At 72.4% G+C, this 22,711-nt stretch carries 19 protein-coding genes; 11 read left to right on the forward strand and 8 right to left on the reverse strand.

The window, feature by feature from the left end; all coding sequences use genetic code 11:
- The first annotated feature begins 22 nt into the window (after positions 1-22).
- Entirely contained in the window at positions 23-1,567 is a 1,545-nt protein-coding gene (locus EAO73_RS12660) for a phytoene desaturase family protein (protein WP_147971630.1), read from the forward strand.
- Between the two features lie 40 nt (positions 1,568-1,607).
- Here the strand turns inward: EAO73_RS12660 and EAO73_RS12665 are convergent, their stop codons facing one another.
- The 3 genes from EAO73_RS12665 to EAO73_RS12675 form a co-directional block, all read right to left on the reverse strand.
- Complete coding sequence (locus tag EAO73_RS12665) at positions 1,608-2,438, reverse strand: hypothetical protein (RefSeq protein WP_224756262.1); 831 nt, start codon at positions 2,436-2,438, stop codon at positions 1,608-1,610.
- A 298-nt stretch (positions 2,439-2,736) separates the two neighbouring features.
- On the reverse strand, positions 2,737-4,566 hold the full coding sequence (locus tag EAO73_RS12670; RefSeq protein ID WP_147971632.1) for a serine hydrolase domain-containing protein: 1,830 nt from the start codon (positions 4,564-4,566) through the stop codon (positions 2,737-2,739).
- Between the two features lie 153 nt (positions 4,567-4,719).
- Positions 4,720-7,140 (reverse strand): penicillin acylase family protein, encoded by a 2,421-nt coding sequence (locus tag EAO73_RS12675; RefSeq protein WP_191134039.1) that lies wholly within the window; start codon positions 7,138-7,140, stop codon positions 4,720-4,722.
- Positions 7,141-7,297: 157 nt separating this feature from the next.
- On the opposite strand from EAO73_RS12675, the gene EAO73_RS12680 reads away from it, so the two are divergent.
- Positions 7,298-8,797, forward strand: a complete 1,500-nt coding sequence (locus EAO73_RS12680) for a fatty acyl-CoA synthetase (protein ID WP_147971634.1) — start codon at positions 7,298-7,300, stop codon at positions 8,795-8,797.
- 6 nt (positions 8,798-8,803) lie between these two features.
- On the opposite strand, the gene EAO73_RS12685 is transcribed toward EAO73_RS12680, so the two are convergent.
- Both EAO73_RS12685 and paaK read right to left on the reverse strand, forming a co-directional pair.
- On the reverse strand, positions 8,804-9,595 hold the full coding sequence (locus EAO73_RS12685) for an SAM-dependent methyltransferase (RefSeq protein ID WP_147971635.1): 792 nt from the start codon (positions 9,593-9,595) through the stop codon (positions 8,804-8,806).
- Positions 9,596-9,696: 101 nt separating this feature from the next.
- Entirely contained in the window at positions 9,697-10,980 is a 1,284-nt protein-coding gene (gene paaK / locus EAO73_RS12690) for a phenylacetate--CoA ligase PaaK (RefSeq protein WP_147971636.1), read from the reverse strand.
- A 183-nt stretch (positions 10,981-11,163) separates the two neighbouring features.
- Between paaK and EAO73_RS12695 the strand changes: the two genes are divergently transcribed.
- Positions 11,164-12,684 carry an alpha/beta fold hydrolase gene (locus tag EAO73_RS12695; RefSeq protein ID WP_147971637.1) on the forward strand — a complete coding sequence of 507 codons (1,521 nt, stop codon included), beginning with the start codon at positions 11,164-11,166 and terminating at the stop codon, positions 12,682-12,684.
- Positions 12,685-12,703: 19 nt separating this feature from the next.
- Here the strand turns inward: EAO73_RS12695 and EAO73_RS12700 are convergent, their stop codons facing one another.
- The gene (locus EAO73_RS12700) at positions 12,704-14,332 is read right to left on the reverse strand and encodes an FAD-dependent oxidoreductase (protein ID WP_147971638.1); all 1,629 of its coding nucleotides are present in this window, start codon (positions 14,330-14,332) and stop codon (positions 12,704-12,706) included.
- Between the two features lie 280 nt (positions 14,333-14,612).
- On the opposite strand from EAO73_RS12700, the gene EAO73_RS12705 reads away from it, so the two are divergent.
- The 7 genes from EAO73_RS12705 (at position 14,613) to EAO73_RS12735 (ending at position 19,924) form a co-directional block, all read left to right on the forward strand.
- Positions 14,613-15,734 carry a SchA/CurD-like domain-containing protein gene (locus EAO73_RS12705; protein ID WP_147971639.1) on the forward strand — a complete coding sequence of 374 codons (1,122 nt, stop codon included), beginning with the start codon at positions 14,613-14,615 and terminating at the stop codon, positions 15,732-15,734.
- A 78-nt stretch (positions 15,735-15,812) separates the two neighbouring features.
- On the forward strand, positions 15,813-16,247 hold the full coding sequence (locus EAO73_RS12710; RefSeq protein WP_147971640.1) for a cupin domain-containing protein: 435 nt from the start codon (positions 15,813-15,815) through the stop codon (positions 16,245-16,247).
- Entirely contained in the window at positions 16,244-17,512 is a 1,269-nt protein-coding gene (locus EAO73_RS12715) for a beta-ketoacyl-[acyl-carrier-protein] synthase family protein (protein ID WP_147971641.1), read from the forward strand. Before EAO73_RS12710 ends, EAO73_RS12715 begins: the two co-directional genes overlap by 4 nt.
- Entirely contained in the window at positions 17,509-18,747 is a 1,239-nt protein-coding gene (locus EAO73_RS12720) for a beta-ketoacyl synthase N-terminal-like domain-containing protein (protein WP_147971642.1), read from the forward strand. Before EAO73_RS12715 ends, EAO73_RS12720 begins: the two co-directional genes overlap by 4 nt.
- A 36-nt stretch (positions 18,748-18,783) precedes the next feature.
- The gene (locus EAO73_RS12725; protein ID WP_147971643.1) at positions 18,784-19,041 is read left to right on the forward strand and encodes an acyl carrier protein; all 258 of its coding nucleotides are present in this window, start codon (positions 18,784-18,786) and stop codon (positions 19,039-19,041) included.
- A 1-nt stretch (position 19,042) separates the two neighbouring features.
- Positions 19,043-19,519 carry an SRPBCC family protein gene (locus EAO73_RS12730; protein WP_147971644.1) on the forward strand — a complete coding sequence of 159 codons (477 nt, stop codon included), beginning with the start codon at positions 19,043-19,045 and terminating at the stop codon, positions 19,517-19,519.
- A gap of 72 nt (positions 19,520-19,591) precedes the next feature.
- On the forward strand, positions 19,592-19,924 hold the full coding sequence (locus tag EAO73_RS12735) for a TcmI family type II polyketide cyclase (RefSeq protein WP_147971645.1): 333 nt from the start codon (positions 19,592-19,594) through the stop codon (positions 19,922-19,924).
- 67 nt (positions 19,925-19,991) lie between these two features.
- On the opposite strand, the gene EAO73_RS12740 is transcribed toward EAO73_RS12735, so the two are convergent.
- Both EAO73_RS12740 and EAO73_RS12745 read right to left on the reverse strand, forming a co-directional pair.
- Positions 19,992-21,053 (reverse strand): methyltransferase, encoded by a 1,062-nt coding sequence (locus tag EAO73_RS12740; protein WP_147971646.1) that lies wholly within the window; start codon positions 21,051-21,053, stop codon positions 19,992-19,994.
- 35 nt (positions 21,054-21,088) lie between these two features.
- Positions 21,089-22,165 (reverse strand): nitrous oxide reductase family maturation protein NosD, encoded by a 1,077-nt coding sequence (locus EAO73_RS12745; protein WP_147971647.1) that lies wholly within the window; start codon positions 22,163-22,165, stop codon positions 21,089-21,091.
- A 117-nt stretch (positions 22,166-22,282) separates the two neighbouring features.
- On the opposite strand from EAO73_RS12745, the gene EAO73_RS12750 reads away from it, so the two are divergent.
- Positions 22,283-22,690 carry an ACT domain-containing protein gene (locus EAO73_RS12750; RefSeq protein ID WP_147971648.1) on the forward strand — a complete coding sequence of 136 codons (408 nt, stop codon included), beginning with the start codon at positions 22,283-22,285 and terminating at the stop codon, positions 22,688-22,690.
- The last annotated feature ends 21 nt before the right edge of the window (positions 22,691-22,711 follow it).

The raw sequence follows: 22,711 nt of genomic DNA on the forward strand, positions 1-22,711 counted from the left end.
CCGTGGCGTGTTACCAAGGGGCATGACGGTACGGGAGAGCTTTGACGCGGTGATCGTGGGCGGCGGCCACAACGGCCTGGTCGCGGCGGCCTATCTGGCCCGTGCCGGACAGCGGGTGCTGGTCCTGGAACGGCTCGCGGCCACCGGGGGGGCGGCCGTCTCGACCCGTCCCTTCGCCGGTGTCGACGCCCGGCTCTCCCGCTACTCCTACCTCGTCTCGCTGCTCCCGCGGAAGATCGTCCGCGACCTCGGACTGGACTTCGCCGTACGCAAGCGGACCGTCTCCTCGTACACCCCCGCCGTCCGCGACGGACGGCCCACCGGCCTCCTCGTCGGCGGCGACGGAACCCGCGACTCCTTCGCCGCACTCACCGGCTCGGACCGCGAGTACGAGGCGTGGCAGCGCTTCTACGCGATGACCGGGCGGGTCGCCCGCGATGTCTTCCCGACCCTGACCGAACCGCTGCCCGCCCGTGAGGCGCTGCGGGAGCGGATCGGCGACGCGGACGCCTGGCGCATGCTGTTCGAGGAGCCCATCGGCGTCGCCGTCGAGGAGCACTTCGCGGACGACCTCGTGCGCGGCGTCGTCCTCACCGACGCGCTGATCGGCACGTTCGCCGACGCCCACGACGCCTCACTCCTCCAGAACCGCTGCTTCCTCTACCACGTGATCGGCGGCGGCACCGGCGACTGGGACGTCCCGGTCGGCGGCATGGGCGCGCTCACCGACGCCCTCGCCGGGGCAGCCCTGGCCGCCGGCGCACAGATCCGTACCGGCCACGAGGCGCTGCGGATCGACACCGACGGGACGCGCGCCGAGCTGACCGTACGCACGGACGACGGCGAACACACCGTCGGCGCCCACCGGGTCCTGGTCAACGCCTCCCCGCAGGCACTCGCCGCCCTCCTCGGGGACGAGCCGCCGGCGCCCGCCGAGGGCGCCCAGCTCAAGGTGAACATGCTGCTCACCCGGCTGCCCCGGCTCCGCGACCGGTCCGTCGACCCGCGCGAGGCGTTCGCCGGTACGTTCCACATCGCGGAGGGGTACGGGCAGTTGGCCGCCGCCCACCGGGACGCGTCGGCCGGCCGGCTGCCCGCAGCGCCGCCGTCGGAGATCTACTGCCACTCCCTGACGGACCCCTCGATCCTCGGCCCGGACCTCGCCGCCCGGGGTTACCAGACCCTGACGCTCTTCGGCCTGCACACCCCGGCCCGCCTCTTCGCCGACGACAACGACACCGCCCGCGCCACCCTGCTCCGGGCCACCCTCACCGAGCTCGACGCGCATCTGGAGGAGCCGCTGGCCGACTGCCTGGCGCTCGACGCGAACGGCGAACCGTGCATCGAGGCGAAGACCCCGCTCGACCTGGAACGCGACCTGCGCCTGCCCGGCGGCCACATCTTCCACCGCGACCTCGCCTTCCCCTACGCCACGGAGACCACCGGCCGCTGGGGCGTGGAGACCGCGTACCCCAACGTCCTGCTGTGCGGGGCGGGCGCGGTGCGCGGCGGCGGGGTGAGCGGGGTCCCCGGCCACAACGCGGCGATGGCGGCACTGGGCCGGTGACCCCGGGGTCGCTACGGACGCGCCCCAGCGCCCCAGCGCCCTAGCGCCCCAGCGCCTGGCGCACGCTCATGTCGTGGTACTTGCCCAGCCGGTACAGCTCCCAGCACGACAGCACCGTCACCGACACCGGACCGCCGAGCAGGAAGGCGATCCGGGCCAGGGCGGGGACCTCCGCGTTCTCGTTGTTGAACATGGCGAGGGCGGCCATCACCCAGACCAGCAGCGTGGCGAGGACCGGCGGCAGCACCTCGTGGATGTCGGCCGTGCGGAACACATGCGCGAGGCAGAGCCAGATTCCGTACAGCGCGAAGCCCGTCGACCACGCGCAGAGCGTGATGATCACGACCTTGCCGGGGGTTCCGACGGCGTCGCGGAAGGCGGTGGTCGCCGCGTCGGGCGCCATGGCGAGGGGGAACGTGGCCATCGACCCCATCAGCGCCGCCACCGCCCCGAAGGACTTGAGGGATCTGCGCAGGTAGAGCCCGCGCAGACTGCCCCGCGCGGCGAACGCGAACGCGGCGATCACGAACGGGAAGGCGCACACCAGGACGAGCGTGCTGATCCAGCTGTCGCCGAACTTGTCGTCCGCCACCGCCCCGACACCCTTGGCGCTGTCGACCGGCTTGTACGACATCACCAGGACGAGCCAGGCGACGATGCCGAGCCCGGTCCGCCAGTTCTGGAGCTTGCGCACCGTCAGATCCTCGACGGTGTCCGGACGCGAGGGGCGGAAGGCGCGCTGAGCCGCGTAGAACGGGTTGTAGACGCACTTGAGGATCCGCTGTCCGCGCGACAGCGGCGGCCGGGGCGGCTGCGGGACCGGCGGCTGCGGGCCGTACGGCTGCGGCGGGTACGGGCCCTGCGGCGGCACGGATCCGGCCGGGGGGTAGGGCCCGGCGCCGGGACCGGTGGGGTACGGATACGGGTACGGGCCGGGCCCCGGAGTGGGCTGAGGACCTGGACCCGGCTGTCCGGGGCCGGGTCCGCCGGGCGGTCCCCATGGACCGTTGCCGTATGTACTCATGCCGTGCACCCTCGATGGTTCGGTTCCGAGCCGTACGCGGCGCGGCTCGGACCGCCCGCTCGGCGTGCGGCGTGATCCTACCCATCACGGAGACCGGGACGCGTGCGTTCCGGTCCCCGCGACGGGTTCTTCGCGGGGGCGACGGTCAGTCCGCCGACGCGGCCCACCCCTCGGCCGTGATGAGCCGGGCGTCACCCGGCCGGCTCTCGTCGAAGACCGTACGGCCGCCGTCCTCGACCCGGACGGCGTCCACGTACACCCCGCGGCCCACGTACAGCTGGTCCGTCGTGTACCGCCACCGCAGCACGGTCCCGGTGCCGCGCCACGGCGCGAGGTCCGCGTCGAGGCGGTGCCAGACCCGGCCCGACCAGCCGGAGAGCGAGCCGTCCGGGTGCGGCTCGGGCTGCGGGCGCGGGCCTTGTCCCGTCGGGGTGGTGGTGAACGGGACCGGCTGCCAGGTGGCGCCTGCGTCCGTCGAGGCCTCCAGGTGAAGGAAGTCGGAGGCCGGCTCGGTGTCCCACCACAGCGCACAGCTCAGCCGGGCGCGCGAGGAGGTGAGCGGCAGCGGCGGCAGCGCCAGGGTGGCCGTGGTGGCGCTCGCCATCCCGGAGAACCACGCCGTACGGCCCCGGGCCGGCCGGACCGCGACCGCCCGCGCCATCTGGTTGGCGGTGGCGACGCGCGGCGCGCTGCCGGAGCGCCAGCTCCGTACCGGATGCACCGAGTTGCCCAGCACGATCAGGAACGAGTCGGTGGTCGGGTCCAGGACCAGGCTGGTGCCGGTGAAGCCGGTGTGGCCCGCCGTACGGGGTGTGGCCATGGCCCCCATGTACCAGTGCTGGTAGAGCTCGAAGCCGAGGCCGTGCGCGTCCCCGGGGAACGCCGTGTTGAAGTCGGTGAACAGCAGGTCGACCGAGTCCTCCGAGAGGATGCGCGCGCGCCCGTAGACCCCGCCGTTGAGCAGGGTGCGCGCGAGGACCGCGAGGTCCCAGGCGCAGGAGAACACTCCGGCGTGCCCGGCGACGCCGTCCAGGCTGTACGCGTTCTCGTCGTGCACCTCGCCCCAGACCAGGCCGCGGTCCAGGCCGGACCAGGGGAGCCGGGCATCCTCGGTCGCGGCGATCTTCGGCTTCCAGGAGGCGGGCGGGTTGTAGCGGGTGCGGTGCATTCCGAGCGGGCCGGTGATCCGCTCGCGCAGCAGGACGTCCAGGGTCCGGCCGGTCAGCTTCTCCAGGACCAGCTGGAGCGAGATCAGGTTGAGGTCGGAGTAGAGGTAGACCGTGCCGGGCGTGTTGGCCGGCACCTCCTTCCACAGCAGCTCCAGCTTCCCTTCCCGGGTCGGCGCGCTGTAGAGCGGGATCCAGGCGGTGAACCCCGAGGTGTGCGTGAGCAGCTGACGGATCGTGATGTCCTGCTTGCCGCCGCCGGCGAACTCCGGAAGGTACGAGGCGACCGTGGCCTCCAGCTCCAGAGTGCCGCGCTCGATCTGCTGCACGGCCAGGATCGAGGTGAACAGCTTGGAGACGGAGGCCAGGTCGAAGACCGTGTCCTCGGCCATCGCGATCTGCTGGTCCGCGGGGAACTCCACCCCGGTGTCGGTGGTCTCGTCGTACGCCGAGTAGCGCACCGCCTTGCCGATCGGCCGGTGCAGCGCCACCGTCCCGCCCCGGCCCGCGAGCAGCACCGCGCCCGCGTACCAGGGGTGTTTCGGCGACGCCGCCAGGTAGCGCTCCGCCTCGGTGACCAGCTGGTCGAGCGGTGCCTGCAGCAGTCCGGCACGGGAGGCCGGACCGCGCCGCAGCGTCGGCTTCGCACCCCGGCCCGCGTGCATCCCCGACGACTCCGTCCCCGACTCCGTGGCGGACGCCGTGCCCGCGAACGGGATGGGCGCCAGGGCGAGTGCTCCGCCCAGGGCCAGCATCCCACCGCCGACCCTCCGCCGGCTGATACCCCCGCCCGCCGTGTCCTGCGTCATGCACTGCCCCTTCCCACTGCCTGAAAGTAACTTTCGAAATCCCGTCCGAGCATGAAACTTCCTGCCGAGCAGAGAGAGTACTGTCAGGACCCGTCGTCCCGTAGGGGCGTGAACCACAAAGAATCTGATGTTCTATCAGAAACTGTTGTGGTGTCAGTGGTGCGAGCGCCCCCGTCCCTCGTGCACCCGGACCACTCGCAGCGCGGGAGACCGCAGGATGTCCTTCTCGCAGAACCGTGAGGTCACCCAGCGCCCGCGCGAGAACAGCTCCGTCTGGTCGCTGAAGTGCGGCGAGTCCGGATTCGACGACTGGGAGTACGTGAGCAGCGTGCGCGCCACCGGACAGGGGCCGCCGTCCCAGCCGACCGCCTGGATGTAGCTGGACCCGGTCGACACGTCCGTGTACGCGCCCGCCGACGCGTCCCACACGCCTTCGGTCTTGTTCCAGACGCCCAGCGCCTCCGTCCCCCCGCTCAGCGCAATGCGTTGCGAACCCCGCCGCACCCACTGGTGCTCGCCCAGCGGCGCGTCCAGCGCGACCCCCGCGCCCCGCAGTTCGCTCACCGCGTCCGCGAGCGCCGCGAGGACCCCCGGGGCCGATGCGTCGAGCGTGTTCGGCGTGTTGACGGGATCGGCGGGGGAGAAGGGCACCTTCCACAGCCGGCCGGCCGGCACCGCCTCGGCCCGGCGCCAGAACCGGTCGAAGAGCAGCGCGCCCCGGCTCGTCGTGGTGGCCGTGCGGTCCCAGGCGCGCAGCACCGGGCACGCGGCCGATACATCGACGTCCCTGCCGTCGCTCCCGGCCACCGTCCCGCCGGGCAGCGCCGCACACGCCTCGGCCACGGCGGGCGCGGCCAGTTCTCCGGCCGGCACCCGGTTCGCGAACTGCTGGTGCTGGAGACTCGCCACGGTCAGTCCGCCGCCCCGCGCCATCGCGGACACGTCCTGGAGCGCGCCGCGCGTACGGACCGAGCGCGGCGTGGCGACCGTACCGAAGATCCGCCCGTAGCCGGTGAGCGGCGCCGAGGCGTTCGCCAGCCAGGCGCTGTCGTTGGAGTTCTCGACGTACGGCACGTTCTCCAGGACCGGCATCCGGCCGGGACCGAAAATGCCGGGCTGCACCGCGTCCGGGTCCGAGCCCGTGGCGCAGTCGCCGCGTGAACCGTCCAGCACCGCCAGGCCCGACGCCGGGAACGTCGCCCGCCCCAGCGGCGTCGAGCAGCGCTCCGCCAGCTCGTCCGTGACCCTCGGCAGCACCTGCGCCTGCGAGAAGAACGTGTGGCCCGAGGAGTCCGCCGCGATCGTGTTCACCCACGGCAGGCCCTGGGTCCGCCGCAGCGCCTCCTTCACCCCGGCCGTGGTGCGGGCCGTGCTGAACCCGAGAGCGGTGTCGCCCGAGCGCAGATTGGCCGCGTTCGGATCGTCCAGCGCGTACGCGGTCGTCCCCGTCCAGGGCAGCGGCAGGCCCGCGCCGAGCGAGGTGACGACCGGGCCGTACCGGGTCCACCACTGCGTACGCGCCACCGTGCCTCCACCCGCCACCGGGACGGAGACCGACCGCGCCGTCATCCGGTGCCGCCTGCCGTCCACCAGGTACACGGTCGGGTCGTCCGGAGCGAGCGTGAGCTGCCGCAGATCCAGCGTGACCCCGGTGGCCACGGTGTGGCTCCACGCGAGGTGCGCGTTGTGCCCGATCGAAACCGTCGCCGAACCGAGCAGCGAACCGCCCGCCACGTCGAGCTTGCCGGGGATGGTCTGCTGCGACTGCCAGAACCGCCGCCCGCCCTCCCACGGATAGTGCGGGTTGCCGAGCAGCAGCCCGCGCCCGTTCGCCGTCGTCCCGCCGCTGAAGGCCACGGCGTTGGAACCCATGTCCGCGTCCCGCGCCGACAGCAGCCGTTCCGCGGCCCTCGCCGCACCCGACGGCGACGGGGGAGCGGGGTCCGGCGCGCCGGCGGGCGGCTGCGCGGCCGTGATCCCGTCGACGGCCCGCCCCTGGCCGCCGAGCACCGAGAGCGCGTACGAGCGTGCCGCGACGTCGACCGCGGTCACCGGGCGCACCCAGCGGGCGCCCCGGCAGGCCGGATCGGTGATCCGGTTCTGCGCCAGCCAGGCGTTGTACCCGGCCGCCCACCCCCGTTGCAGCTCCTTCACCGCACGGCTCGGGCCCGCCGGCGCGGGCGTCCTCAGCAGCTTCTCCACCGTGCGGTTGTCGCGCACCCCGCGGAAATACAGGTCGCTGGCCAGGTTCTTGGACGCCGAGGACAGCGAGCCGTCGGGCGCCGCGTCCGGGCCGAACCAGCGGGAGCGCTCACCGCGCAGCGTCACGAAGCCGTCGGCGAGCACGCATACCTGGTCGGCGGCCTGCGCCCAGCCGTTGCCGAAGCCCAGGTCCGAGTAGTCCTTGCCCACGATGTGTGGAATGCCGTACTCGGTGTAGCGGATCACGGCGGACAGACCGCCGCCCGACGGATGGTGGGTGCGCGGGGCGTGCGCCGAGGCCGGTGGCAGCGAGGCCGACACGGTGAACAGGGCGAGGCCGGACACGGCGAGAATCCTCAGACGGTTCCACAAGGGAAACGGTCCTCCCAACTCTGCGGTTACAAAAGCCGGTTGCTCAGGAGTTCCAGATACCGCGGGCAACTCAGCCAGCACGCCCCCACCCCTGTCAACAGCGCCGGGCGGGATCCGGACCCTTGACCACCGGCCCCCGGCCGCACAGGATCACGCCATGACCGGTGTACGCAGCAGCACAGTCGACAGTGTCCTGACCCGCAGCGCACGGCGCACCCCCGAACGCACCGCCCTGCGCTACGCCGGCCGTGCCTGGACCTACCGCGAGCTCGACGAGGCCGTCACCACCGCGGCCGCCGCCCTCACCGGGGACCACGCGCTGAACCCGGGGGACCGGGTCGCCGCCTACGCGCACAACTCCGACGCGTATCTCATCGCCTTCCTCGCCTGCGCCCGCGCCGGGCTCGTCCATGTGCCGGTCAACCAGAACCTCACCGGGGACGACCTGGCGTACATCCTGCGCCAGTCCGGGAGCTCCCTGGTCCTCACCGACCCGGGCCTCACCGACCGCGTCCCCGAGGGCTTCCCCGTACGGGCGCTGCGCGACGACGAGAGCTCGCTGCTGGCCGGACTGAGCACGCCGCGCCCGTTCACGCCCGCGCGCGAACCGGCCGCCGACGACCTGGTCCAGCTGCTCTACACCTCCGGGACCACCGCGCTCCCCAAGGGCGCCATGATGACGAACGGTGCCCTGGTCCACGAGTACGTCAGCGCGATCACCGCGCTCGACCTGCGCGCCGGCGACCGGCCCGTCCACGCGCTGCCGCTCTACCACTCGGCGCAGATGCATGTGTTCCTGCTGCCCTACCTCGCGGTGGGCGCCGAGAACACGGTGCTCGACGCACCGGACGCGGTCCGGGTCTTCGACCTGGTCGAGTCCGGGCAGGCCGACAGTCTCTTCGCCCCGCCCACCGTCTGGATCGGCCTCGCCAACCACCCCGAGTTCGCCACCCGCGACCTCGGCGGACTGCGCAAGGCCTACTACGGGGCGTCGATCATGCCCGTCCCCGTGCTGGAACGCCTGCGCGACCGGCTGCCCGCCCTGGCCTTCTACAACTGCTTCGGGCAGAGCGAGATCGGCCCGCTGGCCACCGTGCTGGGACCGGACGAGCACGAGGGCCGGATGGACTCGTGCGGAAAGCCCGTCCTCTTCGTCGAGGCGAAGGTGGTCGACGAGAACGGCAAGGACGTCCCCGACGGCACCGCGGGCGAGGTGGTCTACCGCTCACCCCAGCTGTGCGCCGGCTACTGGGACAGGCCGGAGGAGAGCGCGGAGGCGTTCCGGGACGGCTGGTTCCACTCCGGAGACCTCGCCGTCAGGGATGCGGAGGGCTACTTCACGGTCGTCGACCGGGTGAAGGACGTCATTAACTCCGGCGGGGTACTCATCGCCTCCCGGCAGGTCGAGGACGCCCTCTACACCCACCCCGCCGTCGCCGAGACGGCCGTCGTGGGGCTGCCCGACGCACGCTGGATCGAGGCGGTCACCGCCGTGGTCGTCCTGAAGGGCGAGGCGGGCGAGGAGGAACTGATCGCGCACGCCCGCGAACGGCTCGCCCCCTTCAAGGCACCGAAGCGGATCGTGTTCGTGGACGCCCTCCCGCGCAACGCCAGCGGGAAGATCCTCAAGCGCGAGCTGCGCGACCGTCTCGCCTGAGACCCCCTACGCGCGGACGCGGCCGACCCCCACATGGAAGCTGTCGGTGGTCTCCCGGCGCTCCGGCGCGGGCGTGCCGCAGTGCCACTGCGGAGCGGTCACCACGCCCGGTCCGACCAGGTCGAGCCCGTCGAAGAACCGCGACACCTCCACACGCGAACGGGGCCGCAGCGTGATGCCGCTCGCCCGGTACTCGTCGGTCTTGTCCTGCTCGGCCGACAGGAAGTCCTTGGTGAAGTGCGAGAGCACCAGGCAACTGCCGGCGGGCAGCGCGCCGAGCAGTGTGCGCGTGATCCCGTAGGGGTCGTCCTCGTCGGCCAGGAAGTGCATCAGGGCGATCATCGAGAGCGCCACGGGCCGGTCGAAGTCCAGCACCGTACGGGCGTGGGCGAGGATCTTCTCCGGCTCGCGCACATCGGCCTGGAGGTACTCGGTGGCGCCCTCCGGGCTGCTGACGAGCAGCGCCTCCGCGTGCCGCAGGACGATCGGGTCGTTGTCCGTGTAGACGATCCGGGCCGACGGATCGACCTCCTGGACGATCTGGTGCAGGTTCGGCCGCGTCGGAATGCCCGTCCCGATGTCGAGGAACTGGTCGATGCCCTCCCGCGCGGCCCAGTCGGCCGCCCGGTGCATGAAGGCCCGGTTCTGCGCGACGCCCGTCTTGGCCAGGTCCGGCATCTGCTCGCCGAGTGCCTGGTCGACGGGGTAGTGGTCCTTGCCGCCGAGCAGGTAGTCGTAGACGCGTGCCGGGTGCGGCCTGCTGGTGTCGACCGGTGTGCCGGTCCGGTCTGCCGTCATGTGTGATCCCCAATCACTCGGCGGAAGAACGCGAGTCCCCCCGCGGACGACGGTCGTTCCGGCTCATCGTGTCACAGCAACCCCACTGGCCAGCAGGGCAGTCAGGGACGCTCGTCCACGATCCGCCGGAACTTGCCCACCGACCGCTCCAGCGTCTCCGGATCGAGGATCTCCACACCGACCGACACCCCGATCCCGTCCTTGACCGCCGCCGCCACGGAGGCGGCGGCCGCCGCCCGCTGCTCCGGCGTGGCCCCCGGCCGGGCCTCCGCCCGTACCGTCAGCACATCGAGCCGGCCCTCGCGCGTCAGCCGCAGCTGGAAGTGCGGCGACACCCCCGGAGTACGGAGCACGATCTCCTCGATCTGCGTCGGGAAGAGGTTGACCCCGCGCAGGATCACCAGATCGTCACTGCGCCCGGTGACCTTCTCCATGCGCCGGAACACCCGGGCCGTCCCGGGCAGCAGCCGGGTCAGGTCCCGTGTCCGGTAGCGGATCACCGGCATGGCCTCCTTGGTCAGCGAGGTGAACACCAGCTCCCCCTGCTCCCCGTCGGGCAGCACCTCGCCGGTGAACGGGTCGACCACCTCCGGATAGAAGTGGTCCTCCCAGATGTGCAGCCCGTCCTTCGTCTCCACGCACTCCTGCGCCACACCCGGCCCCATCACCTCGGACAGGCCGTAGATGTCGACCGCGTCGATCGCGAACCGCTCCTCGATCTCGCGCCGCATCTCCTGCGTCCACGGCTCGGCACCGAAGATTCCCGCCTTCAGCGAGGTCGTACGCGGATCGACGCCCTGCCGCTCGAACTCGTCGAGGATCGTCAGCATGTACGAGGGCGTCACCATGATGATGTCGGGCCGGAAGTCCTGGATCAGCTGCACCTGGCGGGCCGTCATGCCGCCCGACGCGGGGATCACCGTGCAGCCGAGCCGTTCCGCCCCGTAATGTGCGCCGAGGCCGCCGGTGAACAGCCCGTAGCCGTACGCCACATGGATCTTCTGCCCCGGCCGCCCGCCCGCCGCTCGGATGGAGCGTGCCACCACGTCGGCCCACGTTTCCAGGTCCTTCTCCGTGTAGCCGACGACGGTCGGGCGGCCCGTCGTCCCGCTGGAGGCGTGGATACGGCGGACCCGCTCCTCGGGCACCGCGAACATCCCGAACGGGTAGTTGTCCCGCAGGTCCGCCTTGGTGGTGAACGGGAACCGGGCCAGATCGGCAAGCGAACGGCAGTCCTCCGGCTTCAGCCCCGCCCGGTCGAATGCCGCCCGGTAGTGCGCCACGTTCTCGTACGCGTGGCGCAGCGTGGCCCGCAGCCGGTCCAGCTGGAGCGCAGCCAGCTCGTCGCGGCTCATCCGTTCCGCCGCATCCAGCAGAGCCGTCATGCGGGCCTCCCTCGTGCCGTACGCGCCGTGCGGACGACCGATCATTCGGTCGACTCCTTCCGGAGCAGTAATTCAGGATCTTGCACCGCCTGGCAAGAGGCGTGACGCACATCGCCCTCCGACCCGGATACGCCCGTACCGAACACGGCTGCGTCACCCGGACGGCCCTGTTTGGATGGGGGCATGCCGACCTTCCATACGTACGACGGAACCGAGCTCGCCTATCACCTCGTGGGGGAGGGGACACCGCTGATCTGCCTGCCGGGCGGACCCATGCGGGCGAGTACCTATTTCGGCACCCTCGGCGGACTGGCCGCCCACCGGCAGCTGGTCCTTCTCGACCTGCGCGGCACGGGCGACTCCGCCGCCCCCGACGACCCCGCCACCTACCGCTGCGACCGGCAGGCCGAGGACGTCGAGGCCCTGCGCGCCCACCTCGGCCTGGAGCGCGTCGATCTCCTCGCCCACTCCGCGGCCGGCGACCTCGCCGCGCTCTACGCCGCCCGCCACCCGGAGCGGCTGCGCAACCTGGTCCTCGTCGCCCCCACCACCGGGGCCACCGGAATCCCCGTCGCCGTGCCCGAGGCCCGCGAGGCGGCCGCGCTGCGCTGCTCGGAACCCTGGTACGAGGACGCGCTCGCCGCCCTGGAGGAGATCTGGGCCGGCCGGATGACCGGCGAACTGCGCGCCAGGACGCGGCCGTTCCTGTACGCACGCTGGGACGCCGCCGCACAGGAGCACGCCGCCGGCTCGTCGGCGCAGATCAACGCCGAGGCCGCGGCGGAGTACGCCGCGGAAGGCGCCTTCGACCCGGCCGAGACCGTCCCGGCCCTGCGCGCCCTGGAGGCCCCGGTCCTCGTGCTGGCCGGTGAGTACGACACCGTCACCACGCCCGACCGGGCCGCCGAACTGGCCGCGCTCTTCCCGCACGCGGAGTTCGCGGTACAGCGCGGCGCCGCGCACTTCCCGTGGACCGACGACGCGGGGGCGTTCGCCCGTACCGTCGAGGCGTTCCTCGACCCCGAGGTGCACAGCGTCCGGGCCGGCGGGATACGGCTCGCCCACCGGGTCTGGGGCGACCCGGCCGCGCCGCCGGTGGTCCTGGCCCACGGCCGGTGCGGGAACAGCGGCGACTGGGCCCACATCGCCGCCGGACTCGCCGCCACGCACCGGGTGTACGCCTTCGACTTCCGCGGCCACGGGCTCAGCGACTGGCCCGGCCGCTACTCCTTCGAGCTGTTCCGCGACGACCTGCACGGCTTCCTGGAGGCCCGCAACCTCGCCGGTGCCACCGTCGTCGGACATTCCATGGGCGGTGCCGCCGCCTACCTGCTCGCCGAGCGGCACCCCGGGCTCATCGGCCGCCTCGTCATCGAGGAGGCGCCGCCGCCCTTCCCGCTGGACCCGCCGCGCCCCGCACCCGAACGGCCCGCCGGAGAGCTGGACTTCGACTGGCCCCTCGTGCCGGCGATCGACGCCCAGCTCAACGACCCGGACCCGGCCGGGCCCGAACTCCTCGGTGACATCACCGCCCCCACCCTGATCATCGGCGGTGGCCCGAGCAGCCGGATCGATCAGGAGGACCTGGCCTGGATGGCCCGGCGCATTCCCGGCGCCGAACACGTCACCATCGACGCGGGCCATCTCGTACACACCGAACGACCGGAGGAATTCCTGGCAGCCCTCCGGTCGTTCGGTATCTGATCCATGAACTGACGCTGTGTCAGTCGCGGTGCAGCAGCGTCACCATGACCTCGCGCAGCGTCGCCTCGGCGTCCTCGACGCCCGACTCCGTACGCCAGGCGACGAAGCCGTCGGGGCGCACCAGGACCGCACCGTCCCGGTGCGTCCCGTGCGCCTCGGCCCAGTCCGCCCCGTCCTCCGGCTCCAGATCACCGCCCGCACCGATGCCGAACGCGTCGAGCCGCACCCCCAGCCGGTCGGCGACCTCGGCCGCGGCCCGCCGCCACACCGTGTCCGTGCTGTCCGTGAGCAGCACGAACGAACGCTCGTACAGATCGAGGGCCGAGATCCGCTCCCCGTCCCTGCGCACCCACAGGTGGGGCGCCCGGCTGCCCGGTTCGCCCGTCAGCCGCACCCCCTCCGGGACCACCGGCGCGTCCGGCGCCACACCCAGCACCGCGCCCGCCGTATAGCGGTAGCCCAGTGCCACGTTCAGCATCCCGCCCCGCTTGCCGCCGCCCACCGAGGGCGGCGGTGCGTAACCGGGGTGGCTGTGCTCACCGGACCGCGCCGACGCGCGCTCGCTCGTAGCCCGTGCCACCGGCAGCCGCTCCTGCCCGTACGTGTCCAGCAGGCCCCGGCCCGCCTCGCCCCGCAGCACCGCCGCCAGCTTCCACGCCAGGTTGTGCGCGTCCTGGATGCCCGTGTTGGAGCCGAACGCCCCGGTCGGCGACATCTCGTGCGCCGAGTCACCGGCCAGGAACACCCGGTCCCGCGCGTACCGCTCGGCCACCCGCTCCGCCGCGTGCCACGGCGCCTTGCCCGTGATCTCCACGTCGATGTCCGGCGCGCCGACGGCGGTACGGATGTGGAGGGCGCACCGCTCGTCCGTGAAGTCCTCCAGCGTCTCACCCCGGCCCGGCTGCCACGGGGCGTGGAACACCCACTCCCGCTCGTTGTCCACCGGCAGCAGAGCACCCTCCGCCTGCGGGTTGGTCAGGTAACAGACGATGAAGCGCCGGTCGCCCAGCACCTCGGCCAGCCCGCGCGACCGGAAGGTGATGCTCACGTTGTGGAACAGGTCGCCCGCACCCGAACGGCCGATGCCCAGCTGCTCGCGGACCGGGCTGCGCGGCCCGTCCGCGGCGATCAGGTAGTCCGCCCGCACGGTCGTGTGCTCACCGGTCTCCCGGTTCTTCAGGGTGGCGGTGACACCGGAGGCGTCCGGGTCGAACGACATCATCTCGGTCGAGAACCGCAGGTCGCCGCCCTGCTCCCGGGCCCGGTCCAGCAGCACGGGCTCCAGGTCGTTCTGGCTGCACAGGCACCAGCCCGTCGGGCTGAACCGGGCGATCGCCCCGCCCGGGTCGATCTCCTTGAACAGCCACTCCTGATCGTCGCCGGTCAGCGAGCCGGCCTGGAGGATGCCGTGGTTGTCCGCGAGCACCGAGGCGGCCGCCCGGATCTCCCGCTCGACACCCGCACGGCGGAACACCTCCATCGTCCGGACGTTGTTGCCCCGGCCGCGCGGATGCGTCGAGGTCGCGGCGTGCTTCTCGACCAGCAGGTGCTCGACGCCGAGCCGACCGAGGAAAAGTGACGCGGACAGGCCCACCAGCGAGCCGCCCACGATGAGGACGGGTACATGGAGGTCGACGTTCTCGTTCATCAGTTGCTCCAGCTCCGACGCCGTACAGATGCACTGTCCATGCCCGGCCGGGGGCCGGGCAGGAGCGCTTCGGGAGCCCGCTCACCTGAACGGTTCATAAATCTCGCGTCGGGCGGACCAGCGTTTCACGATCGGTCACGGAGACGACGCCCTCGGTCCGGGCGGGCCGTGCGTGATCGCCGGGGCTCCCCGTACCGATCCCCCTCGGCAGCCGACGGCTCCACAGCTCCGGCCGGCTCTCCCAGCGTCCCCGCCTCACCGCGTCGAAGGAGTTCGCCAGATGACCACCACCCTTTCGGAACGGATCTCACAGTCCGCCTTCGACGGATCCAGGCTGCGCGTCGTGCTGCTGCTGGACCTGTACGAGGGCGCGCAGAACCAGTTCCTGGAGGCGTACGAGCACATGCGCAACCAGATCGCCTCCGTCCCCGGCCACATCAGCGACCAGCTGTGCCAGTCCATCGAGAACCCCTCGCAGTGGCTGATCACCAGCGAGTGGGAGAGCGCCCCGCCCTTCCTCGCCTGGGTCAACAGCGAGGAGCACGTCGCGACCGTGCAGCCCCTGCACAGCTGCGTACGCGACACCCGGTCGCTGCGCTTCAGCGTTCTGCGCGAGACCGGCAAGGGCTTCGAGACCGTCCCGGACCCGGTCCGCGGCAGCCTCCAGACCTCCCCCCGGCTCGGCGACGGCGTCGTGCGCCACGCGCTCACCTTCACCGTCAAGCCGGGCACCGAGGACATCGTCGCGAAGCTCCTCGCCGACTACGAGTCGCCCCGCGCGCGCGTCGACGACCACACCCGGCTGCGCCGCACCTCGCTCTTCATGCACGGCAACCGTGTGGTGCGCGCCGTCGAGGTCGAGGGAGACCTCATGGCCGCGCTGCGCCACGTCGCGCGCCAGCCCGAGATCCGCGCCGTCGAGGAGGCCATCAACCCCTACCTCGAACAGGACCGCGACCTCGCCGACCCCGACTCCGCCCGGATGTTCTTCACCCGTGCGGCCCTGCCCACCGTGCACCACGTCTCGGCCGGCCGCCACGCCCCCGAGAGCCTGAACCGGCACGCGGTCTTCTACCAGGCCAAGGAGGGTTGCGGGATGGCCCTGGCCCGGCTGCTGGCCGCCCACGACGAGGAGGCCGCCGACGACACCGGCAGCCCCATCGACAGCAGCACCATCTTCCAGCGCGACGACGTCGTCGTCCGCCTGCTGGAGGCGAGCGGCCCGCTCGACGCACAGCCCGCGCAGGCGCTCGGCATCAACGGCCCCGGCAAGGCGGCCCGTCTGGCCCGCCTCCTGGAGGGAGAGGCCAACGCCGTCCAGGCCACCGACCAGGACGCCGCACGCTTCCTCGCCCGGTCCGAGATGCGGCTGATCACCGACCGGCGGGCCGCGGATTCCTGAACCGCGCTCCGGCACCCCGGGGGGTTCTCGCTCGACCCGTCATCACAACGCGCCCTGCGCCCAGGAGGAAAAGCAGACATGACCACCCACCGGCCACGCATCGTGGACCTCAGTGAGACCCAGCCCAACCGCAGGCGCGGAGGCGACCTGCGCGCTCTGCTCACCCCGACCGCGGTGGGCGCCACCAGCGGCTTCATGGGCCTGGCCATCGTCGAGCCCGGCGACCGCATCGGCGAGCACTACCACCCGTATTCCGAGGAGTTCGTGTACGTGGTGCAGGGGCTCCTGGAGGTCGACCTGGACGGGGAGACGCACAAGATGCGCCCCGACCAGGGCCTGCTGATCCCCCCGCACGTGCGCCACCGCTTCCGCAACGTCGGCGACACCGAGGCCCGCATGGTCTTCCACCTCGGCCCGCTCGCCCCCCGCCCCGAACTCGGCCACGTCGACACCGAGGTGACCGAGACCGCCGAGGCGGGCGCGCCGCCAGAACGAACCGAGGCCGCCTCATGACCCGGCGCGTGGCGGTCACCGGAGTCGGCGTCGTCGCCCCGGGCGGCATCGGGGCCCCGGCCTTCTGGGACCTCCTCTCCAACGGCCGCACCGCGACCCGGGGCATCACCCTCTTCGACCCCGCGGGCTTCCGCTCCCGGATCGCCGCCGAGTGCGACTTCGACCCGGCGGCCCACGGACTGGACGACGAGGAGACCGCCCGCGCGGACCGCTACGTCCAGTTCGCGATGGTCGCCGCCCGCGAGGCGCTCGCCGACGCCGGTCTGGACCCCGAGCGGACCGACCCCTGGCGGATGGGCGTCTCCCTCGGCACCGCGGTCGGCGGAACCACCCGGCTGGAGCACGACTACGTCGCGGTCAGCGAGAGGGGGGCGCGCTGGGACGTCGACCACCGCCGGGCCGGCCCGCACCTGGAGCGCGCCTTCTCACCCAGCTCACTGGCCTCGGCCGTCGCCGAACAGGTCGGCGCGCACGGCCCCGTGCAGACCGTCTCCACCGGCTGCACCTCGGGCCTGGACGCCATCGGCTACGCCTTCCACTCCATCGAGGAGGGACGGGTCGACGTCTGCATCGCGGGCGCCTCCGACTCGCCGATCACCCCGATCACCGTGGCCTGCTTCGACGCCATCAAGGCGACCTCCCCCAACAACGACGACCCGGAGCACGCCTCCCGGCCCTTCGACGCCCGCCGCGACGGGTTCGTCATGGGCGAGGGCGGCGCCGTGCTCGTCCTGGAGGAGCTGGAGCACGCGCGGGCCCGCGGGGCGACGGTGTACTGCGAGATCGCCGGGTACGCGACCTTCGGTAACGCCTACCACATGACCGGGCTCACCCCCGAGGGTCTGGAGATGGCCGAGGCCATCAACAGCGCGCTCGGCCACGGCCGGATCTCCCCGCAGGACATCGACTACGTCAACGCGCACGGCTCGGGCACCAAGCAGAACGACCGGCACGAGACCGCCGCGGTGAAGCGGGCCCTCGGCGCACACGCCCACAAGGTGCCGATGAGCTCCATCAAGTCGATGGTGGGCCACTCCCTCGGCGCGATCGGCGCGATAGAGATCGCCGCCTGCGTCCTGGCCCTGGTCAACCAGACGGTGCCGCCCACGGCCAACTACGAGTCCCCGGACCCGGAGTGCGACCTCGACTACGTGCCGCGCACCGCCCGCCCGCTGAAGCTGCGCAGCGTCCTGTCGGTGGGCAGCGGCTTCGGCGGCTTCCAGTCCGCGGTGGCCCTGACCCGAACAGGTGGGAGGACACCATGAGCACCCATAAGGCCCGGCGCACCGTCGTCACGGGCATCGGAGTCGTCGCCCCCAACGGCACGAGCACCGAAGCCTTCTGGAAGCGCACGCAGGAGGGCATGAGCGTCCTGGACCGGGTCACCCGGGAAGGATGCGAGGACCTCCCGCTGCACATCGCCGGCGAGGTCCGCGGCTTCGACCCCGTCGCGCTCATCGAGGAGCGCTACCTCGTCCAGACCGACCGGTTCACGCACTTCGCGATGGCCGCGGCCGACATGGCCCTGGACGACGCCCGGCTCGGCCGCGCCGACTACGAGGACCGGCCGTTCGGCGTGGGCGTGGTCACCGCGGCCGGCTCCGGCGGCGGCGAGTTCGGCCAGCGCGAACTGCAACGGCTGTGGGGCCAGGGATCCACGTACGTCGGCCCCTACCAGTCGATCGCCTGGTTCTACGCGGCGAGCACCGGCCAGATCTCCATCCGCGGCGGCTTCAAGGGGCCGTGCGCGGTGGTGGCCAGCGACGAGGCGGGCGGTCTCGACGCCCTCGCGCACGCCGACCGCTCCGTGCGGCGCGGCACCGACGCGGTCGTGGTCGGCGCGGCGGAGGCCCCGCTCGCGCCCTACTCCGTGGTCTGCCAGCTCGGCTACCGCGATCTGAGTGCGGCCGAGGACCCGACGCGGGCGTACCGCCCGTTCACCTCGGACGCCTGCGGCTTCGTACCCGCCGAGGGCGGCGCGATGTTCGTGGTCGAGGAGGAGGAGTCGGCCCGCGAACGCGGTGCCCGGGTCCGGGCGGAGATCGCGGGCCACGCCGCCACCTTCACCACGGCGGCGCGCTGGGAGGAGTCCCGCGAGGGCCTCGCCCACGCGATCGAGGGCGCCCTGCGGGAAGCCGGCTGCGCGCCCGAGGAGGTCGACGTCGTCTTCGCGGACGCGCTCGGCTCACCGGCCGCCGACCGCGCCGAGGCGCTGGCGCTGGCCGACGCGCTCGGCGCGCACAGCCGGCGCGTCCCCGTGACCGCTCCCAAGACGGGCATCGGCCGCGCCTACTGCGGGGGTCCCGTCCTGGACGCGGCCGCCGCCGTCCTGTCCATGGAGAACGGGCTCGTACCGCCCACGCCCAACGTCTTCGAGATCTGCCACGACCTCGACGTCGTCACCGAGCGGGCCCGCCCCGCCGAACTGCGCACCGCGCTCGTGCTCAGCCGCGGCCTCATGGGCTCGAACGCGGCCCTGGTGCTGCGGCGCCCCGCCTGAGCCCCACCCACCCCTCGTGAGAAGGAGAAGTCCCTCATGGCCGAACCACTGACGTACGAAGAACTCGCCGCCCTGATGAAGAAGGGCGCCGGGCTCTCCGTCGACCCCCGAGAGATGGAGAACCGCTCCGACACCGCCTTCGACGAGTTCGGCCTGGACTCCCTGGGCCTCCTCGGCATCGTCGGCGTACTGGAGAACCGGCACGGGCAGCCGCTGCCGGCCGACGCGGACCGCTGCAAGACGCCCCGCGAGTTCCTCGACCTCGTCAACAACAGCCTCATGACAGGAGCCTGACGTGTCCGGACACACCGAGAACGAGATCGTCATCGCCGCCCCCCTGGACCTGGTGTGGGAGATGACGAACGACCTGGAGAACTGGCCGCAGCTCTTCAGCGAGTACGCGGCCGTCGAGGTCATCGAGCGGGACGGCGAGCGCACCACCTTCCGGCTGACCATGCACCCGGACGAGAACGGCAAGGTGTGGAGCTGGGTCTCCGAGCGCACCACCGACCGTCCCGGACGCACCGTGCGGGCCCGCCGCGTCGAGCCCGGACCCTTCCAGCACATGGACATCCGGTGGGAGTACGCTGAGGTGCCCGGCGGTACGCGGATGCACTGGCAGCAGGACTTCGCCATGCGCCCCGACGCGCCGGTCGACGACGCCTGGATGACCGACAACATCAACCGGAACTCCAAGGTCCAGATGGAGCTGATCCGGCAGAAGATCGAGCAGCGCGACCGCGAGCGCTCCGCCGCCGTCCCGGCCAACTGACCCGCCGTCGCAGGCCGGCGCACCCGGCCTCCCGGCCGGGTCCCGGTCCGGGGCGGCAGAAAGGCACCACCGATGCACCACGCTCTGATCGTCGCCCGGATGGCGCCGGGATCGGCCCCGGACATCGCGGAACTGTTCGCCGCGTCCGACAACAGCGAACTGCCGCATCTGGTCGGCGTCACCCGCCGCAAGCTCTTCCAGTTCGGCGACGTCTACCTGCACATGATCGAGTCCGAGCGCCCGCCGGGCCCGGAGATCGCCAAGGTGACCGAGCACCCGGAGTTCAGGGCCATCAGCGAACGGCTCACCGCCTTCGTCAGCCCCTACGACCCCGAGACCTGGCGCGGGCCGAAGGACGCGATGGCCCAGGAGTTCTACCGCTGGGAGCGCGGCGCCCCCGCGTGAGCCACGAACACCGCCCCGGCCCCGGCCTCTGTGGCCGGGACCGGGGCGGTTCGCGTGCGTCCCGGGGTCAGTCCGGCACCACGCACTCGAAGGCGTGCAGATACGGGTTGACCGGCCGGACCGTGTCGATCCGCAGCCCCGCCTCGGAGAGCCGGTCCACCAGGCTCTGCCGGGTGTGCTTGGCTCCGCCCACGTTCAGCAGGAGCAGCAGGTCCATGGCGGTGGTGAACCGCATCGACGGGGTGTCGTCGACAAGGTTCTCGATGACGACCACCCGGGCGCCGGGACGGGCCGCCTCGACGACCGAGCGCAGCGCCCGGCGGGTGCTGTCGTCGTCCCACTCCAGGATGTTCTTGATGATGTAGAGGTCGGCGGCGACCGGGATGCCCTCACGGCAGTCCCCGGCCACGATGCCCGCCCGTCCGGCCAGCGCACCGCCCTCGCGCAGCCGTTCGTCGGCGCGGGCGATCACCCCCGGCAGGTCCATCAGGGTGCCGCTGACCGACGGGTGCTTCTCCAGCAGGCTCGCCAGCACGTGCCCCTGACCGCCGCCGATGTCGGCGACCGCCGAGACACCGGTGAGGTCGAGCAGGGAGGCGACGTCCAGCGCCGACTGCACGCTGGAGGTGGTCATGGCCGCGTTGAACACCTGCGCCGACTCGTGGGCGTCCTGGTGGAGGTAGTCGAAGAACTCCTTGCCGAACACCTCCTCGAAGACGTTGTCGCCGGTGCGCACCGCGTCCTCCAGACGGGGCCAGACCTCCCAGGTCCAGGGCTCCGTGCACCACAGGGAGATCGCCCGCAGGCTGTGCGGGTCGTCCTGGCGCAGCAGCCGGGACATGTCGGTGTGCGCGAAGGTGCCGTCGGCGTTCTCCGTGAAGACGCCGTAGCAGGCCAGCGCCCGCAGCAGCCGCCGCAGCGGGCCGGCTTCGGTCTTCACCGCCGCCGCCAGCCGCTCCGCGGTCTCGGGTTCGTCGCCCAGCGCGTCGGCGACGCCCAGCCGGGCCGCGGCGCGCACGGCGGCGGAGCGGGCCGCGCCGAACACGATCTCGCGCAGCCGCATCGCGGGCTGCGGGGTGGGAAGGGGCTGGACGGGAGTGGTGCCGGGGGTCGTGCTCACGGTGGTCATGCCGTCTCGCTTCTCCTCGTACGGGGGGTCACCGGTCAGCACATCCCGGCCGGTGCGGAGGTCGTGCAGACATTGCCGGTGAACCGGTTGCCCGTGCCGGTGTCCCGGTTCGCCAGGTCCGCCGGCTGATTGCCGAGGACCACGTTGCCGCTGACGGTGTTGTCGGTGTTCTTCGCGCCCACGAAGCTCTTGAACAGCACGACACCGCCCGACAGCGGGGTCGAACCCACGTTGTCGCGGATCTCGTTGGACCGCACCTCGGTGGAGGCGGTGCCGGTCAGGACGATCCCGGAGCCCTGGATCGCGGGCAGCCGGTCGGTGGCGGCGCAGAACTTGTTGTTGCCGGTGATCCGGTTGGAGCGGACGGACATGGCGCCGGCCTGCGGGGTGCCCTCGTCGCCCACGACGAACACGCCGCTGCAGTTGGCGGTGAAGGTGTTGTCGCGCACCGACAGATTGCGCACCCGGCGCGCGGTGAACCCGATCCGGTTGTCGGTCAGTGTGTTGCCGCGGACGCGGGTGCCGCCGGTGTCTGTGGCGCCGCCCTCCTCGTCGACGCTGTTGGCGACGAAGATGCCCGCGTCACCGTTGGAGCGGGCGGTGCTGTCCCGGATGTCCGAACGGGTGGACCGCTGCTCGGCGATGCCCCAGACGCCGTTGGTGTCGGCGGTCACCGAGCGGACGGTCAGCCGGTCCGTCCAGGACGCCCACAGGCCGCTGCGGGTGAACCCGGTGACGCGCAGGGACCTGACGGTCACACCGTCCACGGTGGCGTCCGCCGTGCCCAGGACGCAGATCCCGTTGCCCGCCTGCGCACAGGCGTCGCCGGACGCCGCCCGGCCGGCGGCGGGCATGATGACGGTGCGGTCCCCGAAGCCGCGCAGGGTCACACCGGGGGTGCTGATCCGCACGCTCTCGCGGTAGGTGCCGGGCCGGACCACGACGGTGTCCCCGGGCCGTGCGGCGTCGACCGCCGCCTGGATCGACTGGCCGGGCGACACCACGTGCGCGCCGGCTGCGGCGGCGGCCGGAACGGACGGCACCGCCGCGACCAGTCCGGCGGCCGATGCGGCTGCGATGCCCACGATGCGTGTGATGTGTCGTTTCCTCATGAGCCGAAGCTATGGGCGATCCCGCCCCGGTGCCACGTACGGTGAGCGGTTGGACACGGGACGTGCCCGAATGGCTCACGCCCGCGCCCGTACGGCACCCGTGGGTAGCGTGGTGGTGTGACAGCCGAGAGCGACCTTCGAGTCCTGCTGAGCAACCTGAGTCCCGAGCCGCACCCGGGCCGCTACGTCTACGCCATCGCGCCCGACGGCACCCTGCCCGACACCGTCACCCCCGTCGTCACCGTCCGCGAGACCGAGGGACTCACCCTGGTGCTCCCCGAGGCGGAGGCCGCGTCGGCCGGACTGCCCTGTACCTACGTGGCGGGGTGGATCACCCTGCGGGTGCACTCGGCGCTGGAGGCCGTGGGGCTGACCGCCGCCGTCTCGCTCGCCCTGACCGACGCCGGGATCAGCTGCAACGTGGTGGCGGGCTTCCACCACGACCACCTCTTCGTGCCGTACGAGCGGACCGGTGAGGCCGTCGCCGTACTGGAACGGCTGGCGGCGGAGTCGCGCACCGGGTGATGGTGCCGGAGTGCGTGGAGG

Source organism: Streptomyces sp. col6, assembly GCF_008042035.1.
Taxonomy (GTDB): domain Bacteria; phylum Actinomycetota; class Actinomycetes; order Streptomycetales; family Streptomycetaceae; genus Streptomyces.

Coding starts and splice junctions, on each gene's coding strand:
- EAO73_RS12660 (WP_147971630.1), top strand. CDS start 23: ATGACGGTACGGGAGAGCTTTGACGCGGTGATCGTGGGCGGCGGCCAC.
- EAO73_RS12670 (WP_147971632.1), bottom strand. CDS start 4,566: ATGACGCAGGACACGGCGGGCGGGGGTATCAGCCGGCGGAGGGTCGGC.
- EAO73_RS12680 (WP_147971634.1), top strand. CDS start 7,298: ATGACCGGTGTACGCAGCAGCACAGTCGACAGTGTCCTGACCCGCAGC.
- EAO73_RS12685 (WP_147971635.1), bottom strand. CDS start 9,595: ATGACGGCAGACCGGACCGGCACACCGGTCGACACCAGCAGGCCGCAC.
- paaK (WP_147971636.1), bottom strand. CDS start 10,980: ATGACGGCTCTGCTGGATGCGGCGGAACGGATGAGCCGCGACGAGCTG.
- EAO73_RS12695 (WP_147971637.1), top strand. CDS start 11,164: ATGCCGACCTTCCATACGTACGACGGAACCGAGCTCGCCTATCACCTC.
- EAO73_RS12700 (WP_147971638.1), bottom strand. CDS start 14,332: ATGAACGAGAACGTCGACCTCCATGTACCCGTCCTCATCGTGGGCGGC.
- EAO73_RS12705 (WP_147971639.1), top strand. CDS start 14,613: ATGACCACCACCCTTTCGGAACGGATCTCACAGTCCGCCTTCGACGGA.
- EAO73_RS12710 (WP_147971640.1), top strand. CDS start 15,813: ATGACCACCCACCGGCCACGCATCGTGGACCTCAGTGAGACCCAGCCC.
- EAO73_RS12715 (WP_147971641.1), top strand. CDS start 16,244: ATGACCCGGCGCGTGGCGGTCACCGGAGTCGGCGTCGTCGCCCCGGGC.
- EAO73_RS12720 (WP_147971642.1), top strand. CDS start 17,509: ATGAGCACCCATAAGGCCCGGCGCACCGTCGTCACGGGCATCGGAGTC.
- EAO73_RS12725 (WP_147971643.1), top strand. CDS start 18,784: ATGGCCGAACCACTGACGTACGAAGAACTCGCCGCCCTGATGAAGAAG.
- EAO73_RS12735 (WP_147971645.1), top strand. CDS start 19,592: ATGCACCACGCTCTGATCGTCGCCCGGATGGCGCCGGGATCGGCCCCG.
- EAO73_RS12740 (WP_147971646.1), bottom strand. CDS start 21,053: ATGACCACCGTGAGCACGACCCCCGGCACCACTCCCGTCCAGCCCCTT.
- EAO73_RS12745 (WP_147971647.1), bottom strand. CDS start 22,165: ATGAGGAAACGACACATCACACGCATCGTGGGCATCGCAGCCGCATCG.